Below are 14,839 nucleotides of genomic sequence, written 5' to 3'. Positions count from 1 at the left end.
CCCGGCCTCCACGAGACCCCCTGCGCACCCCGCCCCGCCCGTGCCTTCCCGGCCTCCGGGACTCAGGAGGTGCGCAGGGCCCAGCCCCGTTCCCGCAGCTCGGCCGTGAGGGCGGCGGCGGACCTCGGCTCGACCATGAGTTGGACGAGGCCGGCCTGCTGGCCCGTCGCGTGCTCGATCCGCACGTCCTCGATGTTGACGCCCGCGCGGCCGGCGTCGGCGAAGATCCTCGCCAGCTCGCCCGGCTGGTCGCTGATCAGCACGGCCACGGTCTCGTAGACGGTGGGCGCCGCTCCGTGCTTGCCCGGGACCCGTACGCGGCCCGCGTTCCCGCGACGCAGCACGTCCTCGATGCCGGCGGCGCCGCCGCGGCGCTTGTCCACATCAGCGGACTGGAGGCTGCGCAGGGCGTCGACGGTCTCCTCCAGGTCGGCGGCGATCCCGGCGAGGACGTCGGCGACCGGTCCCGGATTGGCCGACAGGATCTCCACCCACATCCGCGGGTCGGAGGCCGCGATGCGGGTCACGTCGCGGATGCCCTGACCGCACAGCCGTACCGCCGTCTCGTCGGCCTCCTCCAACCGGGCCGCGACCATGCTGGAGACCAGCTGGGGGGTGTGCGAGACGAGCGCGACGGCCCGGTCGTGGGCGTCCGCGTCCATCACCACCGGTACGGCCCGGGACAGCGCGACGAGTTCCAGGGCGAGGTTGAGCACCTCGTGGTCGGTCTCACGGGTCGGGGTGAGCACCCAGGGGCGGCCTTCGAAGAGGTCCGCCGTCGCGGCGAGCGGCCCCGACTGCTCCTTGCCCGCCATCGGGTGCGTGCCGATGTACGCGGTGGCGTCCACGCCGAGCGCGGCCAGTTCGCGCCGCGGCCCGCCCTTGACGCTGGCCACGTCGACGTAGGCCCGCGCCGCGCCGCGCCCTATGAGGTCGGCCAGGGTCGCGGCGACGTGGGCCGGCGGTACCGCGACGATCGCGAGGTCGACCTGCTCCTGCGCGGGCTCGTCGGTGCCGGCCCCGAGGGCGGCGGCGGTGCGGGCCCGGTCCGGATCGTGGTCGGCGAGGTGCACGGTGACCCCGCGGGCTGTCAGCGCGAGCGCCGCGGAGGTGCCGATCAGTCCGGTTCCGATGACGACGGCGGTTCTCACGGGGCGCTCCACGGGGTGCGTGACGACAGGTTCTGACTCAGGGTAGCCAGACGGTACGCCGCGCGGGTCCGGCCGCCCGCCCTGTGGGACGGCGGCCGGACCCGCGGCCGCTGCGGTAGAACGAACCCATGATCTTCCACATCGTCCCGCTCGCCGACTGGACCGCCGCCCCCGGGCGCCCGTACTCCCCGCCCTCACTCGACTCCGCCGGGTTCGTGCACTGTTCGGCGGACCGCGCGACGGCGCTCGGTATCGCCGAGACGCACTACCGGGAACAGCCGGGGACCCTGCTCGCGGTCGAGCTCGACGAGGACGCGCTGACCGCGGAGGTCCGCCGGGAGGGTGAATCCGGTGATCGTTTCCCACATGTTTTCGGACCGCTGAACCGGGACGCCGTCGTCCACGTGTGGGAGGTCGTACGCACACCTGGCACACCCGTCTCACTGGCACCGTGGCAGCGGGACTCGTGAAACGGGCGCGGCAGGCTTCACCTGAGGCCGGCCGCGGGCCAGGATGCTGCACGCCGAACCAGCCGCACAGCGAGGAGAGACTGATGAGCGACCTGACGCAGACCGCCCGGCGCAAGGTACTGGTGGCCGGTGCGGCCGCACTGGCCGGCGGTGCGCTCACCGCATGCGGCAGCGGCGGCGGTGACGGCGGGCAGGCCTCGTCGGGCGAGCCCAACGCCGCCACCCCGCCCGCGGGCTCCGCCCCCGCCGACGCGTCCGCGACCGGCGGCGCCGGCGGCGGCAAGGCCATCGCCAAGGCAGCGGACGTGCCGGTGGGCGGCGGCAAGGTCATCCAGGGCGAGAAGGTCGTGGTGACGCAGCCCACGGCGGGCTCCTACCGCTGCTTCACCGCCGTCTGCCCCCACCAGGGCTGCCTGGTGAACAAGGTGGCAGACGGCACCATCGACTGCCCCTGCCACGGCAGCGAGTTCAAGGTCACGGACGGCTCGGTGGTCAAGGGACCGGCCACCAAGGGGCTGGCCGAGAAGAAGATCACCGTCGCGGCGGACGGCAACATCACGCTCGCGTAGCCGCGCGGCACCCCCCAAGCCCTGCCGGCCGGTGAAAACTGTCCGGCAGGGCGGGTGTGCCCCGTCGTAGGCTCCCGGGATGGACGATCTGACGCTGGTACGCGACCACACGATCTACCGGTGCGTGATGGGCTCCCGGGCGTTCGGGCTGGCCACGGAGACCAGCGACACGGACCGGCGTGGTGTCTACCTCGCCCCGACACCGCTGTTCTGGCGGTTCGAGAAGCCCCCCACGCACGTCGAGGGGCCCCGGGAGGAGGAGTTCTCCTGGGAGCTCGAACGCTTCTGCGAACTCGGCCTGCGGGCCAACCCGAACATCCTGGAGTGCCTGCACTCGCCGCTGGTGGAGCACGTCGACCCGGTCGGCCGGGAGCTGCTCGACCTGCGCGGGGCCTTCCTCTCCCGCCGGGTCCACACCAGCTTCAGCCGGTACGCGGCCTCCCAGCACGGCAAGCTCCTGGCGGACGTCCGCCTCCACGGCGCACCTCGCTGGAAGCACGCCATGCACCTGCTGCGCCTGCTGCTGTCCTGCCGCGACCTGCTGCGCACCGGCCTCCTGAGCATCGACGCGGGCCCGTACCGCGACCGCCTGCTCGCCGTCCGCCGCGGTGAACTCAGCTGGGACGAGGCCGACACCTGGATGACCCGCCTGCAGGAGGAGACGGAGGACGCCCTGGCCGGCAGCCCCCTGCCCGAGGCACCGGATCGCGCCCGGGTGGAGGACTTCCTCGCCCGCGCCCGGCGCGCGTCAGCCGGGTAGGGTCCGGCGTGGGTCAGGCGTCCCAGAGGGTCCCGAAGGCCAGGATCTCGTCCCGGTACTCGATGCGCCCCTCCCATGCGCGCGGCCAGGCGTCCGCCCCGAGGTGAGCGCCGGCGAAGGCTCCGGCGAGGCAGGCGATGGAGTCGGAGTCGCCCTTGGTGCAGGCGGCGCGCCGCAGGGCCGTCAGGGGTTCGTCGGGAAAGAGCAGGAAGCACTGCAGGGCGGTGGCGAGGGCCTCCTCGGCGATCCAGCCCTCGCCGGTGGTCAGGCAGGGGTCGGTCTCCGGGGACGGGGAACGCAGCGCCGCCGCGAGCCGGTCCAGCACCGCCAGGCACTCGTCCCAGCCCCGCGCGATGAAGGACTCCGGGGTGGCGTCGCTCGCGGTGCGCATCCACAGGTCGCCCAGCCAGCGCTCGTGGTAGCGGGTGCGGTTCTCCAGGGCGTACGAGCGCAGCAGCCCGACGAGGCCGGTCACCTCGGTGCCCAGGGCCAGCAGGTGCACCGCCCGCGCCGTCAGGTCGGAGGCGGCGAGCGCCGTCGGGTGGCCGTGGGTGAGGGCGGACTGCAGCTGTGCCGCGCCGGCCCGTTCCTCGTCGGTCCAGCCGGGCACCAGCCCGACGGGAGCCACCCGCATGTTCGCACCGCAGCCCTTCGAGCCGGTCTGGCTGGCGTCGCGCCAGTCGCGCTGCAGGTCGTTCAGCAGGTGGCAGGCCCGCAGGCAGGTGTTGCCGGGCGCCCGGTTGTTCTCCGGCGAGTGGTACCAGTCGACGAACTCCTCGCGGACCGGGCGGGTCAGCCGCAGCGGGCCTATGCGTCCTCGGTCCGCCGCGGTCCGGATGCCGCGCGCCAGGGCGAGGGTCATCTGGGTGTCGTCCGTGACGATCGCCGGGCGGGGCAGGCGCATCTCGCGCCAGGGTCCCGTCTTGGCGAGGATCGCGGGAACGTCGTTGAACTCGGTCGGGAAGCCCAGGGCGTCGCCGAGGGCCAGGCCGACCAGCGCGCCGGTGGCGGCTCGCTTCGTCATCGGGTGGGTCCTTCCGGTCGGAGCAGGGGGGGATGGAGGGCGGTCGCCGGACCGGCCCGGTAGAGGGCGGCCGGTTTGCCGCGGCCTCCGGTGAGCCGGGCGGCGCCCGGTACGGCCTCGACGAAACCGGGGGTCGCCAGGACCTTGCGGCGGAAGTTGGGGCGGTCCAGGGCGGTGCCCCAGACGGTCTCGTACACGGCCAGCAGCTCCCCGAGGGTGAACTCGGGCGGGCAGAAGGCGGTGGCCAGGCAGGTGTACTCCAGCTTCGAGCGGATCCGCTCGCGTGCGTCCGCCAGGATCACCGCGTGGTCGAAGGCAAGGTCGGGAGCCTCTCCCAGCGGCAGCCAGCGGGCCTGCGCCGCGTCCCCGCCGCCCTCGGCGGCCGGTTCGGGCAGATCCGGGACGAGGACCGTGAAGGCCACCGAGACCACCCGCATCCGGGGATCGCGGTCCGGCTCGCTGTAGGTGCGCAGCTGCTCCAGGTGCAGGTCCGCCACGGTCCGCCCGGGCAGGCCGGTCTCCTCGGCCAGTTCGCGCCGGGCGGCCGTCTCGGCGGACTCCCGCGGCAGGACGAACCCGCCGGGCAGAGCCCAGGACCCGGCGTACGGTTCCTGGCCGCGCCGGATCAGCAGCACGTGCAGGGTGCCGCCGCGCACGGTGAACACGGCGAGGTCGACGGTCACCGCGAACGGCTGGAAGGCGTACGGGTCATAGCCCGGGCGCGCCGCCCCGCTCATCGGTTCTCCGGGAGGGGGTCGGCGAACCGCCAGCCTTCGGCGAGCAGTCCGTCCACGGCTGCCACGGCCGTGGCCAGCCGCTCCCGGCGGTCGCCGGGCACGGACCGGAGGCGCCGTCCGGTCGCCGCCGGCTCCTCGCGGAAGCGCCGGGTCATCCAGGGTCTGAGCTCGGGGCCGTCGCGCAGCCCGTCGTCCTCGAAGGGCACGTCGGTGTCCTCGGTCAGCAGGTACAGGTGTCGGCGGGTGAGCGCGGCGATCCGCTCGACCTCCGCGCTGCGGCCGCCCGTGTACCGCTCGTGCCAGGTGCCGGTGGCGAAGGAGTCGGTGTCGCAGACCAGCACCGGGGAGCCGACGCGTGCGGCCCGTTCCTCCGCCGCGTCCTGGCGGCGGGCGATCACGGGGAACTCCTGCGACGTGAAGGAGAGGTCCGCCCACGTGGCGCCCGGGTCGGCGGCTCCGACGACGTCCGCGTCCGGGTGGGCCTCGCGCATCCAGGCGACGCGGTCGGCGAGCGGCACCGATTCCACGGAGGCGGCGCAGACCAGCACGGTCAGCCGCTCGCAGCGGACCTGGGCGGTGCGCACCAGGTGGTGGCCGGCGTGCGGCGGGTTGAAGAAGACGTTGCTGGCGATGCCGATCGGCCAGTTGGCGATGTGCTGACGGGCCACCAGCCAGACGCACAGGGCGCCCGTGGCGAACCCGAGCACCTCGCTCCGGCTCAAGGTCCCGTTCATGCCCGCCCCACCCCCTTAATAGTCATTGTGACTATAAACAGGGGGGCGGGGCCTGGGCAAGCGAAAAGCCCGCGGTGCCGTGGGCACTGCGGGCTTCTCATGGAGCGGGCCGGGCGGGGTCCTTACAGGCCGACCTCGCGCATCAGCATGCCGACCTCGGTGTTGGTCAGGCGGCGCAGCCAGCCGGACTTCTGGTCGCCCAGCTCGATGGGACCGAAGGAGGTCCGGACGAGCTTGTCGACGGGGAAGCCCGCCTCGGACAGCATGCGGCGGACGATGTGCTTGCGGCCCTCGTGGAGGGTCACCTCGACCATGTAGTTCTTGCCCACCTGGTCGACGACGCGGAAGTTGTCGGCGCGCGCCCAGCCGTCCTCCAGCTCGATGCCGTCCTTGAGCCGCTTGCCGATATCGCGCGGCAGGTTGCCGGTGATCGCGGCGACGTAGGTCTTCTGCACGCCGTACTTCGGGTGCGTGAGGCGGTGGGCCAGCTCACCGTGGTTGGTGAGCAGGATGATGCCCTCGGTCTCGGTGTCCAGCCGGCCGACGTGGAACAGCCGCGTCTCACGGTTGGTGACGTAGTCGCCCAGGCACTGGCGGCCGTCCGGGTCCTCCATGGTGGAGACGACACCGGCCGGCTTGTTCAGCGCGAAGAACAGGTACGACTGGGTGGCGACGGTCAGGCCGTCGACCTTGATCTCGTCCTTGGGCTGGACGCGCTTGCCCTGCTCGGTGACGATCTCGCCGTTGACCTCGACGCGGGCCTGCTCGATGAGCTCCTCGCAGGCACGGCGCGAGCCCATGCCGGCCCGGGCGAGGACCTTCTGCAGGCGCTCCCCCTCCTGCTCGGCGCCCGGGAAGGTCTTCGGCGTCTTGATCACGGGCTTGTCGGCGTACCGGTCGCGCACGCGCTCCTCGATGCGCGCGTCCAGCTCGCGCGGCCGGGACTGGCCGCTGCGGCTGCCCGGACCGCGGCGCGGGCCGCCGGCGCCACCGACGCCGGGCGTCCTGGGGGCCTTGGGACCGCCCTTGGCGCCGCCGCGCGCGGACGCGCCGCGGGCGCCGCGAGTGCGCTCGCCCTCGGGACCCACGTCGTAGCGGCGCTCCTCCGGACGGGGGTTGCGGGGCCGCTGCGGCGCCTGGTCGCGGTCACGGTCGCGGTCGCGGTCGCGGTCGCGCGAGCCTCCCTGGCCGCCGCGGTAGCCACCGCCACCGCTGCCCGAACCGCCGGACCCTCCCCGGTGGCCGCCACCGCCGCCGGAGCCCCCGCGGTAGCCGCCGCCCTGGCTGCCGCCCCGGGCGCCACCGCGCCCGCCGCCGGAGCCTCCGCCGCTGTTCCTGTTGCCACCGTTGCCGTTGCCGCTGCTTCGCATCAAAGTTCCGTCGTCTTGTCGTCTTCATCGGTGTCCGGTGCGTCCGGATCGAACGACGGCACACCTTCCTGCGTCTCGGCTTCGATCGCGTCCGCCTCGGGGAGGAAGGGCGCGAGCTCCGGGAGCTCGTCCAGGCCGCGCAGGCCCATCCGCTCCAGAAAGTAGTTCGTCGTCCTGTACAGGATCGCACCTGTTTCGGGTTCCGTCCCCGCCTCCGCCACCAGACCGCGCTGGAGGAGGGTCCGCATGACCCCGTCGCAGTTGACTCCGCGCACCGCGGAGACCCGCGACCGGCTCACCGGCTGGCGGTACGCGACCACCGCCAGGGTCTCCAGGGCCGCCTGGGTGAGCCGGGCCTGCTGGCCGTCCAGGACGAAGCCCTCGACGGCCGGGGCGTACTGAGCCCGGGTGTAGAAGCGCCACCCGCCCGCGACGAGCCTCAGCTCGAAGCCCCTGCCCGCGGTGGTGTACTCGTCGGCGAGCTCGCGCAGCGCGGTCGCGACCTCGCGCGGGGTGCGCTCCAGCACCTTGGCGAGGTGCGCCTCGGTCGCGGGCTCGTCCACGACCATGAGGACGGCCTCCAGGGCGGGCTTCAGTTCCAGCTCGGCGAGCGCGCCGGCGTCGCTGCTCAATCCTTCGCCTCCACGATCTGGTCGAACTCGTCGGTCACGGTCGGCATGCCGTCGCCGTCCCCGCCGCTCCAGCGGACGGTGAGGGTCCGCAGGGCCTCCTCCTGGTCGAGGGCGACCGCCTTCTCCCGGTAGAGCTCCAGCAGGGCCAGGAAGCGCGCCACGACGGTGAGGGTGTCCTCGGCGTCCTCGGTGAGTTCCTGGAAGGTGGCCTCGCCGCGCGCCTTCAGCATCCGCACCACGACGCCCGCCTGTTCCCGCACGCTGACGAGGGGCGCGTGGATGTGGTCCACGTACACCTGGGGCTTTGCCCTGGGCTGCATGGCCTTGACGGCGAGCCGGGCGAACCCCTCCGCTCCGATGCTGATGACGACGTCGGGAAGCAGGTCGGCGTGGTGCGGCTCCAACCCCACCGTCCGGGGATAGCGACGGCCCTCGCTCTCCGCTCGCCGCTCGAAGATCTCGGCGATCTGCTTGTACGCGCGGTACTGGAGCAGGCGCGCGAAGAGCAGGTCCCGGGCCTCCAGGAGGGCGAGGTCGGCCTCGTCCTCGACCTCGGCCGCCGGCAGCAGCCGGGCGGCCTTCAGGTCGAGCAGGGTGGCGGCGACCACGAGGAACTCGGTGGTCTGGTCGAGGTCCCAGTCGGGCCCCATGGCCCGGATATACGTCATGAACTCGTCGGTGACCTTGGACAGGGCGACTTCGGTGACGTCGAGCTTGTGCCGGGAGATCAGCTGGAGGAGCAGGTCGAAGGGCCCTTCGAAGTTGTCCAGCCGCAGCGTGAACCGCCCGTCGCCCCCGGTACCGCTTCCCGCTCCGGGCGCGGGCTCCTGGCCCCGGCCCGCCGGCTCCGCGGCCGGCCCCTCGGCGGGCTGGGCCCGATCCGCGCGCCCGGGCCCGCCGGTGGCCGCTGCGGCCTCCGGCACCTCCGGGTCGGCCGCCGGGGCCCCGGCGGCCGCGCCGGGCCCGCGCCCCAGGCTCCGGCGGGCCGGGCGGGCGGCGTCGTGGCGGTGGGGCATGGCGGTCCAGGTGGGTACGGGAGGAACGGCAGGTCGGCCACAGGAAGCCTAGGCCCTGCCCGAACGTTTTCCCGCCCCGGCGGGCCGCGGGCCGAGCCCGGGGGCGGACGGCCCGCCGGCCGGCTGCGGGACCGACCGCGGGGCCGGCGGCCCCTCGGCGCGCTCCGGACGCGGCGCCGTGCGCCGCGGACCGGCGGTCAGCGGCCGCGGAGGCGGCGGACCAGGATGCTGGCGTCCCCGCGGGACTCCAGGTCGGCGAGGACGACCGCCACCGCCTCGCGGACGATGCGGCCGCGGTCGACGGCCAGACCGTGCTCTCCGCGCAACACCAGCCGCGCGTGCTCCAGGTCCATCAACTCCTCGGCGGAGACGTAGACCGTGATCTTCTCGTCGTGCCGCTCCCGGCCGCTGGGCCGCCGGTTGGCGCCGCGGCCCTGGCCCTTGCCCCGCCGGGTCGCCCCGGCCGGGGCGGCTGCCGCCCCGGGGGTCGGCCCGGCCGGACTGGCAGAACCTTCCTGCGCCCGCCGCGGCTGCCCCACCACGGGGCCACCCGTGTCCGTACCGGCCTCAGCCTCCCGGCTGCGGCCCGCTCCCGACGTGCCCCCGGCCGGAGCGGCCGAGTGTTCCGCGGCGGGCGCCTCGTCGGCCCCGCGGCGCGGCGAGGACGACTGGAGCGCCATCCCCCCGGTCGTACGGAACAGTTCGTCGGCGCCGGGCAGACTCACTCGGCGTGACACCGGGCGAGCACCTCCCTGGCCAGCTGGCGATAGGCGGCGGCGCCGACGGAGTTGGACGCGTACGTCGTGATCGGCTCGCCGGCGACCGTGGTCTCCGGGAAGCGCACCGTCCGGCCGATGACCGTGTGGTAGACGTGGTCGTCGAAGGCCTCGACGACGCGCGCCAGCACCTCGCGGCTGTGCACCGTGCGGGAGTCGTACATGGTGGCGAGGATGCCGTCGAGCTCCAGCTCGGGGTTGAGCCGCTCCTGCACCTTCTCGATCGTCTCGGTCAGCAGCGCCACGCCGCGTAGCGCGAAGAACTCGCACTCCAGCGGGACGATGACCTTGTGAGCCGCCGTCAGGGCGTTCACGGTGAGCAGACCGAGCGAGGGCTGACAGTCGATCACGATGTAGTCGTAGTCGGCCATCAGGGGCTTCAGGGCCCGCTGCAGGGTGGACTCGCGCGCGACCTCGCTGACCAACTGCACTTCCGCAGCGGACAGGTCGATGTTGCTCGGCAGCAGGTCCATGTTGGGGACCGCCGTCTTGAGCAGCACCTCGTCGGCCGACATGCCCCGCTCCATGAGCAGGTTGTAGACCGTCAGGTCGAGTTCCATCGGGTTCACGCCGAGACCCACGGACAGCGCGCCCTGCGGGTCGAAGTCGACGAGCAGCACGCGGCGCCCGTACTCGGCCAGCGCGGCACCCAGGTTGATGGTCGACGTGGTCTTGCCCACGCCGCCCTTCTGGTTGCACATCGCGATGATCTTTGCCGGACCGTGGTCGGTCAGCGGACCCGGGATCGGGAAGTACGGGAGCGGGCGTCCGGTCGGGCCGATCCGCTCACGGCGCTGGCGGGCAGCGTCGGGGGCGAGGGTGGCCGCGTACTCGGGGTCCGGTTCGTACTCCGCGTCGGGGTCGTAGAAGTGCCCCTCGGGCACATTGTCGTAGTCGGCGAATCCCGTGGGCGTGTCGCCGCTCAGGTCGCCGGCCCTGGAGTTCACGTCTAGGCCGTCCATGCTCTTTTGGGGCGTCGTCATGTGCTGGTGGTTTGCGAAGGTGCGTACTGCGACGGAGCCGACAGCTTCGAGCCCGGCAGGACTCTGGCCCCGCTCAGGGACGCCTGCTCCACCACCCCCAGGAGTAAATGTCGACTCATTCACAAGTCGTCTTACCTCCTCGGACGTGACCAGGACACTTATCGATAGGTCAGCGTGGCACCATGCCGACGGTTGGCGACTCTATGGCGTGTCACCACTCAGCGGCAACACAATCCGCCGGACCCGGCACGATGTGTCGGCAACCGAACACGGCTCTGTCAAGGGCGTCCGAGCTGTCGCTGCGAAGTTTCGCGGGTGCGCGAAAGGGTTAAAGGCTTACGTTCGAGGCGAGTTGAGCGGAATCTCGGGGCGGTCGGCAAACACGTCCGGCCGGACCTTGCGGGCAAGGTCCGGCCGGATACGTGAGATTGACGTCAGTCGTTGACGGGTCAGCCGAGCAGCGTGCCGAGCTCAAGGGTCTGGAGACCGTGGGCCTCGGCGACCGGACCGTAAACGACCTGGCCATCATGGGTGTTGAGGCCCAGCGCGAGCGCGGGGTCACGGCGCAGCGCCTCGACCCAGCCGAGGTTCGCGAGCTGCACGATGTAGGGCAGCGTGGCGTTGGTCAGCGCGTAGGTGGAGGTGTTCGGCACCGCGCCCGGCATGTTGGCGACGCAGTAGAAGACCGAGTTGTGAACCTGGAAGGTCGGCTCGGCGTGGGTGGTCGGACGCGAGTCCTCGAAGCAGCCACCCTGATCGATCGCGATGTCGACAAGTACACTTCCGGGCTTCATCTTGGCGACGAGCTCGTTGGTGACCAGCTTCGGGGCCTTCGCACCCGGGATCAGGACGGCGCCGATGACGAGGTCTGCCTCGATGACGGCCTTCTCCAGCTCGAAGGCGTTGGAGACGATCGTCTTGATCTTCGTGCCGAAGATCTTGTCGGCCTCGCGGAGCTTGTTGATGTCCTTGTCGAGCAGGGTCACGTGGAAGCCCATGCCGATGGCGATCTGCGCGGCGTTCCAGCCGGAGACGCCGCCACCGATGACGACGCACTCGCCGGCGTGGGTGCCGGGGACGCCGCCGGGGAGGACGCCGCGGCCGCCGGCCGAGCGCATCAGGTGGTAGGCGCCGACCTGCGGGGCCAGCCGGCCCGCGACCTCGGACATCGGGGCGAGCAGCGGGAGCGCGCGGTTGGCGAGCTCGACCGTCTCGTAGGCGATGGCGGTGGTACCGGACTCCAGCAGGGCGTCCGTGCACTCGCGGGAGGCCGCCAGGTGAAGGTACGTGAAGAGGGTCTGGTCCTTGCGGAGGCGGTGGTACTCCTCCGCGATCGGCTCCTTGACCTTCAGCAGCAGGTCGGCGGTGGCCCAGACCTCGTCGGCGGTGGCGAGGATCTCCGCGCCGGCCGCGACGTACTCGGCGTCCGTGATCGAGGAGCCGACGCCGGCGTTCTGCTCGATGAAGACCTGGTGGCCGCCCCGGACCAGCTCATGCACGCCGGCGGGCGTGATGGCGACCCGGAACTCGTTGTTCTTGACCTCGCGGGGGATGCCGACCTTCATCGTCGATCACGGTCCTTGACTCAGGGGGAAATAACAGGGCACTTCCATACATACCCGCCCACAAGAGTGCGCAACGGGATGCACCACGAGATGGCGTGGTGAACCCAGTTTAATGAAGGATGAGTCGCTGTCTAGCCTTGCAAACCAATAATCTCAGTCGGATCCACTACGGATTTCGCAGGCGGCGGGGTCATCTCCGAGCAATCTGTCCGCGGCGGAGCGGTGCAGTCTCGCGGCCGCGGGGTCCCCGAGCCGGTCCAGCGTGTCGGCCAGCCGGACCTGCAGCGCGGCCTGAAGTCGCTGGTCGCCGGCCCGGCGCGCCAGCTCCACCGCCTCGCGGCAGGTGTGCAGGGATTCCTCGGGCCGACCGGCGTACTCCTGGATCCGCGCCATCTCACTCAACGCCTTGGCCTGGCCCGGGACATCGGCCAGTTTCCGGTAGCCCGCGGCGGCGGCCCGCCAGCTGCGCAGCGCGTCCCCGTACCGGCCCGCGTACGTGTGGACGTTGCCGAGCCGCCCGTACAGCCGGGCCTCGTCCGCGCGCTCCCCGCGCGAGAGGGCCTGGGCGAGCGCGCGGCCGAACCAATCGGAGGCCCGGTGCCAGTCGGCCAGCTCCTGGTACGCCCCGCCTACGGATTCCATCGCGCGGCCCGTCGCGTACGGGTCGTTCGCGGCCCGGCCCGCATCCAGGGCGGCCCGGTAGCGCTCCAGGGCCTCCTGGGTGCGACCGGTCTCGGCGTCCAGGTCGGCCAGGTTCAGCAGGGCCGCGGCCTGTTCCCGGTGCAGACCGCGGCGCTCCGCCACGTCCAGGACCAAGCGGTGCAGCCCGTAGAGCTCGGGGGCGGCCTCCGTGGTGCCGCGGTGGTCCGCGAGGGCCCGCACGAGGGCGGCGACCAGCCGGCGGGCCAGGGTGTCCAGCTCGCCGTCGGCCACCGCCAGGGAGGCCGCGGCCGAGAGTGCCGGGAGCCGGGTGTCCAGCCAGACGGCGGCGGCCCGCCGGTCGGGGAACCGCAGGGCGCGCGGGAGGCCGTCCAGCAGCTCCTGGAGTTCGCCGTCGAGGCCGTCGCCCTCGGCCGCCGCCATGGCCCGGCACGAGTGCAGCAGCCGGACGGTGCGCTCCAGCATCCGGGCCCGGGCCAGCTGGACCTCGGCAGGACGCTCCTTGGCCTCCAGCAGCGCGCGGAGCATCGGGGTGAGGCAGCCGGGCAGCAGGAACAGCCCGTCGGAGGCGTGCCGGACGAGTCCCAGACCGGCGAAGTCGTCCAGTGTGGACTGGGCGGCGGCCACGGAGCAGCCGGCCAGCGCGGAGGCGGTGTGCGAATCGACGAGGCCGGCGGGGGCGAGCAGGAGCAGGCGCAGGGTGCGCTGGGCGGGCTGCGGCAGCGAGTCGTAGACGAGCCGGAAGGCGCGGCCGAGCGGCCCGCCGGCGCCGGCGGGCATGTCGTGGAGCTGCTTGGCCAGGTCGGAGACGGCGGCCTTGGGCCGGGCCGCGAGCCAGCCGCCGGCGAGTTCCAGGGCGGCCGGCTGGCCCCCGCACGCCTCGGCCAGGGACTCCACGGCCCGCGGGTCGGTGGTGATGCGGGTGTCGCCGATACGGCGGGCGAGCATCCCGACGGCGGAGACGGTGTCCAGGCCGCCGAGGGTGCAGGGGCGCACGTCGGGGATGCCGGTGAGCGGGCCCTCGGCGGTGACGACGACCAGGCATTCGGGGGTGTCCGGAAGCAAGGCGTCGACCTGGTGCGGATCGGCCGCGTCGTCGATCAGGATGATCGCCCGCCGCTCGTGGAGCGCGGTGCGCAGGGCCGAACTGAGCTCGTCCTCACCGGCACCGGGCGGCGTGCGGTGCCCCAGCCCCGCCAGCAGGCCGCGCAGGGCCCGCTCGGTCGCCACGGTCTCCCCGCCGGGAGTGGTGAGCCTGGTCCGCAGCAGCCCGTCGGGGTACTGGCCGCGGACCTCGCGCACGAACGCCTCCGCGAGGGCCGTCCGGCCGGATCCGGGACGTCCGGCGACGAGCAGCACGCGCGCCCGGGGGGCCTTGGCCTTCCGGCCGGAGAGGGTGTCGAGCCCGGTCCGCGCGATGTCCTCGCGCAGCTCCTTGAGCTCACGCCGCCGCCCGACGAAATCCGTCACGGATCCGCTCCTCTCCCTGCCTTCGGATGGCGAGCGTAGTTCACGCAGAGCGACGGCCCGTGTGGAGCGCGGCGGGGAAATCCCCCAATCGGATCAGCAGATGGTCGGTTTTTCCCTGCGGTGCCCGGCGGCGCCGTGCAGGGCGCCCCGGATGGGCCGGACCGCGGCCGGCGGGCGGGGGCGCCGCTGCACGCAGCCGCCCCGCCGTCCCCCGCGGTCCCGCGCCGCCCGGCCGAGGGCGCGGCGGCCCGGCCGGGATGCCCGGATAGCGGCCGGGATGCCCGGCTACACCTCGTACGGGCGGGCCGGCCACGGGGCGAGGGCCGGGCGCAGGGCGTCGACGCCGCCGTCGGAGGCGAGTGCGGCGGACAGCGCCAGCACCCCGGCTACCAGCCCCGGGTTGCCGAGCTCGCCCGCCAGGATCCCCCGGGCCAGCTCCGCCAGCGGCACCCAGGTCACTTCCATGTCCGCCTCCTCCGAGCCGGACTCGGAGTAGCGCTCGCCGTCCGCCTCGGAGACACCGCGCGCGAGGAAGACCCGGATCGCCTCGTCCGACCCGCCGGGCGAGGCGTAGAAATCGACCAGCACCCGCCAGTCCTCCGCCTTGACGTGCGCCTCCTCGTAGAGCTCGCGCTGAGCGCCGACCAGCGGGTTCTCCCCGGGGACGTCCAGCAGTCCGGCCGGCAGCTCCCACAGCCTGCGCCGCACCGGGTGCCGGTACTGGCTGAGGACCAGGACCCGCCCCTCCTCGTCCAGCGCGAGCACGCACACCGAGCCGGGGTGCACCTGGTAGTCGCGGCGGGCGGTCGAGCCGTCCGGCATCCGGACCTCGTCGGAGTCCACCGCCGTCTTGGCGCCCTGGAAGGGCCGCCGGGTCGACAGTGTCTCCCAGGATTCCGACGTGTCCTTGATGATCATGCCC

General features: G+C 73.2%; 15 protein-coding genes. 3 read left to right on the top strand and 12 right to left on the bottom strand.

Going from position 1 to position 14,839, the window contains the following annotated elements; all coding sequences use genetic code 11:
• Window positions 1-62: 62 nt before the first annotated feature.
• A complete protein-coding gene (locus tag AW27_RS26930) occupies window positions 63-1,151 on the bottom strand; it encodes a prephenate dehydrogenase (protein WP_037925647.1) in 1,089 nt (362 codons plus the stop codon).
• Window positions 1,152-1,279: 128 nt separating this feature from the next.
• On the opposite strand from AW27_RS26930, the gene AW27_RS26925 reads away from it, so the two are divergent.
• From AW27_RS26925 to AW27_RS26915, 3 genes are all read left to right on the top strand, one after another.
• A complete protein-coding gene (locus AW27_RS26925; protein ID WP_037925646.1) occupies window positions 1,280-1,621 on the top strand; it encodes a DUF952 domain-containing protein in 342 nt (113 codons plus the stop codon).
• A gap of 83 nt (window positions 1,622-1,704) precedes the next feature.
• A complete protein-coding gene (locus tag AW27_RS26920; RefSeq protein ID WP_037925645.1) occupies window positions 1,705-2,190 on the top strand; it encodes a Rieske (2Fe-2S) protein in 486 nt (161 codons plus the stop codon).
• 79 nt (window positions 2,191-2,269) lie between these two features.
• On the top strand, window positions 2,270-2,950 hold the full coding sequence (locus AW27_RS26915; RefSeq protein ID WP_037925644.1) for a nucleotidyltransferase domain-containing protein: 681 nt from the start codon (window positions 2,270-2,272) through the stop codon (window positions 2,948-2,950).
• A 13-nt stretch (window positions 2,951-2,963) separates the two neighbouring features.
• Here AW27_RS26915 and AW27_RS26910 read toward each other — a convergent pair whose 3' ends face one another.
• The 11 genes from AW27_RS26910 to AW27_RS26860 all read right to left on the bottom strand — a co-directional run bounded on the left by AW27_RS26910 (window position 2,964) and on the right by AW27_RS26860 (window position 14,835).
• Window positions 2,964-3,974: an ADP-ribosylglycohydrolase family protein gene (locus AW27_RS26910; protein WP_037925643.1), complete on the bottom strand. Its 1,011-nt coding sequence runs from the start codon at window positions 3,972-3,974 to the stop codon at window positions 2,964-2,966.
• Window positions 3,971-4,711 (bottom strand): NUDIX hydrolase, encoded by a 741-nt coding sequence (locus AW27_RS26905; RefSeq protein WP_037925642.1) that lies wholly within the window; start codon window positions 4,709-4,711, stop codon window positions 3,971-3,973. The genes AW27_RS26910 and AW27_RS26905 overlap by 4 nt, the downstream gene beginning before the upstream one ends.
• Window positions 4,708-5,445, bottom strand: a complete 738-nt coding sequence (locus AW27_RS26900) for an AAA family ATPase (RefSeq protein WP_078556839.1) — start codon at window positions 5,443-5,445, stop codon at window positions 4,708-4,710. The genes AW27_RS26905 and AW27_RS26900 overlap by 4 nt, the downstream gene beginning before the upstream one ends.
• A gap of 122 nt (window positions 5,446-5,567) precedes the next feature.
• Window positions 5,568-6,815: a pseudouridine synthase gene (locus AW27_RS26895; protein ID WP_037925640.1), complete on the bottom strand. Its 1,248-nt coding sequence runs from the start codon at window positions 6,813-6,815 to the stop codon at window positions 5,568-5,570.
• The gene (gene scpB / locus AW27_RS26890) at window positions 6,815-7,447 is read right to left on the bottom strand and encodes an SMC-Scp complex subunit ScpB (protein ID WP_037925636.1); all 633 of its coding nucleotides are present in this window, start codon (window positions 7,445-7,447) and stop codon (window positions 6,815-6,817) included. The genes AW27_RS26895 and scpB overlap by 1 nt, the downstream gene beginning before the upstream one ends.
• Complete coding sequence (locus AW27_RS26885; protein WP_304949921.1) at window positions 7,444-8,463, bottom strand: segregation and condensation protein A; 1,020 nt, start codon at window positions 8,461-8,463, stop codon at window positions 7,444-7,446. The genes scpB and AW27_RS26885 overlap by 4 nt, the downstream gene beginning before the upstream one ends.
• 197 nt (window positions 8,464-8,660) lie before the next feature.
• Window positions 8,661-9,200 (bottom strand): hypothetical protein, encoded by a 540-nt coding sequence (locus tag AW27_RS26880; RefSeq protein WP_078556837.1) that lies wholly within the window; start codon window positions 9,198-9,200, stop codon window positions 8,661-8,663.
• A complete protein-coding gene (locus tag AW27_RS26875; protein WP_225884681.1) occupies window positions 9,185-10,222 on the bottom strand; it encodes a ParA family protein in 1,038 nt (345 codons plus the stop codon). Before AW27_RS26875 ends, AW27_RS26880 begins: the two co-directional genes overlap by 16 nt.
• Before the next feature lie 449 nt (window positions 10,223-10,671).
• A complete protein-coding gene (ald, locus tag AW27_RS26870) occupies window positions 10,672-11,787 on the bottom strand; it encodes an alanine dehydrogenase (RefSeq protein WP_037925632.1) in 1,116 nt (371 codons plus the stop codon).
• A gap of 153 nt (window positions 11,788-11,940) precedes the next feature.
• Complete coding sequence (locus tag AW27_RS26865) at window positions 11,941-13,917, bottom strand: tetratricopeptide repeat protein (RefSeq protein WP_370466581.1); 1,977 nt, start codon at window positions 13,915-13,917, stop codon at window positions 11,941-11,943.
• A gap of 285 nt (window positions 13,918-14,202) precedes the next feature.
• Entirely contained in the window at window positions 14,203-14,835 is a 633-nt protein-coding gene (locus tag AW27_RS26860; protein ID WP_304949920.1) for an NUDIX domain-containing protein, read from the bottom strand.
• Window positions 14,836-14,839: the final 4 nt, after the last annotated feature.

This window comes from Streptomyces sp. PCS3-D2, assembly GCF_000612545.2.
Taxonomy (GTDB): Bacteria; Actinomycetota; Actinomycetes; order Streptomycetales; family Streptomycetaceae; genus Streptomyces.
The sequence above is the reverse complement of the archived record's forward strand: the minus strand, read 5'-3'. Positions and strand labels throughout refer to the sequence as shown.

Bases quoted from the DNA above. Each gene is read 5' to 3' on its own strand.
- AW27_RS26925 (WP_037925646.1), top strand. From the start codon at position 1,280: ATGATCTTCCACATCGTCCCGCTCGCCGACTGGACCGCCGCCCCCGGG.
- AW27_RS26920 (WP_037925645.1), top strand. From the start codon at position 1,705: ATGAGCGACCTGACGCAGACCGCCCGGCGCAAGGTACTGGTGGCCGGT.
- AW27_RS26915 (WP_037925644.1), top strand. From the start codon at position 2,270: ATGGACGATCTGACGCTGGTACGCGACCACACGATCTACCGGTGCGTG.
- AW27_RS26910 (WP_037925643.1), bottom strand. From the start codon at position 3,974: ATGACGAAGCGAGCCGCCACCGGCGCGCTGGTCGGCCTGGCCCTCGGC.
- AW27_RS26905 (WP_037925642.1), bottom strand. From the start codon at position 4,711: ATGAGCGGGGCGGCGCGCCCGGGCTATGACCCGTACGCCTTCCAGCCG.
- AW27_RS26900 (WP_078556839.1), bottom strand. From the start codon at position 5,445: ATGAACGGGACCTTGAGCCGGAGCGAGGTGCTCGGGTTCGCCACGGGC.
- AW27_RS26895 (WP_037925640.1), bottom strand. From the start codon at position 6,815: ATGCGAAGCAGCGGCAACGGCAACGGTGGCAACAGGAACAGCGGCGGA.
- AW27_RS26885 (WP_304949921.1), bottom strand. From the start codon at position 8,463: ATGCCCCACCGCCACGACGCCGCCCGCCCGGCCCGCCGGAGCCTGGGG.
- AW27_RS26875 (WP_225884681.1), bottom strand. From the start codon at position 10,222: ATGACGACGCCCCAAAAGAGCATGGACGGCCTAGACGTGAACTCCAGG.
- ald (WP_037925632.1), bottom strand. From the start codon at position 11,787: ATGAAGGTCGGCATCCCCCGCGAGGTCAAGAACAACGAGTTCCGGGTC.
- AW27_RS26860 (WP_304949920.1), bottom strand. From the start codon at position 14,835: ATGATCATCAAGGACACGTCGGAATCCTGGGAGACACTGTCGACCCGG.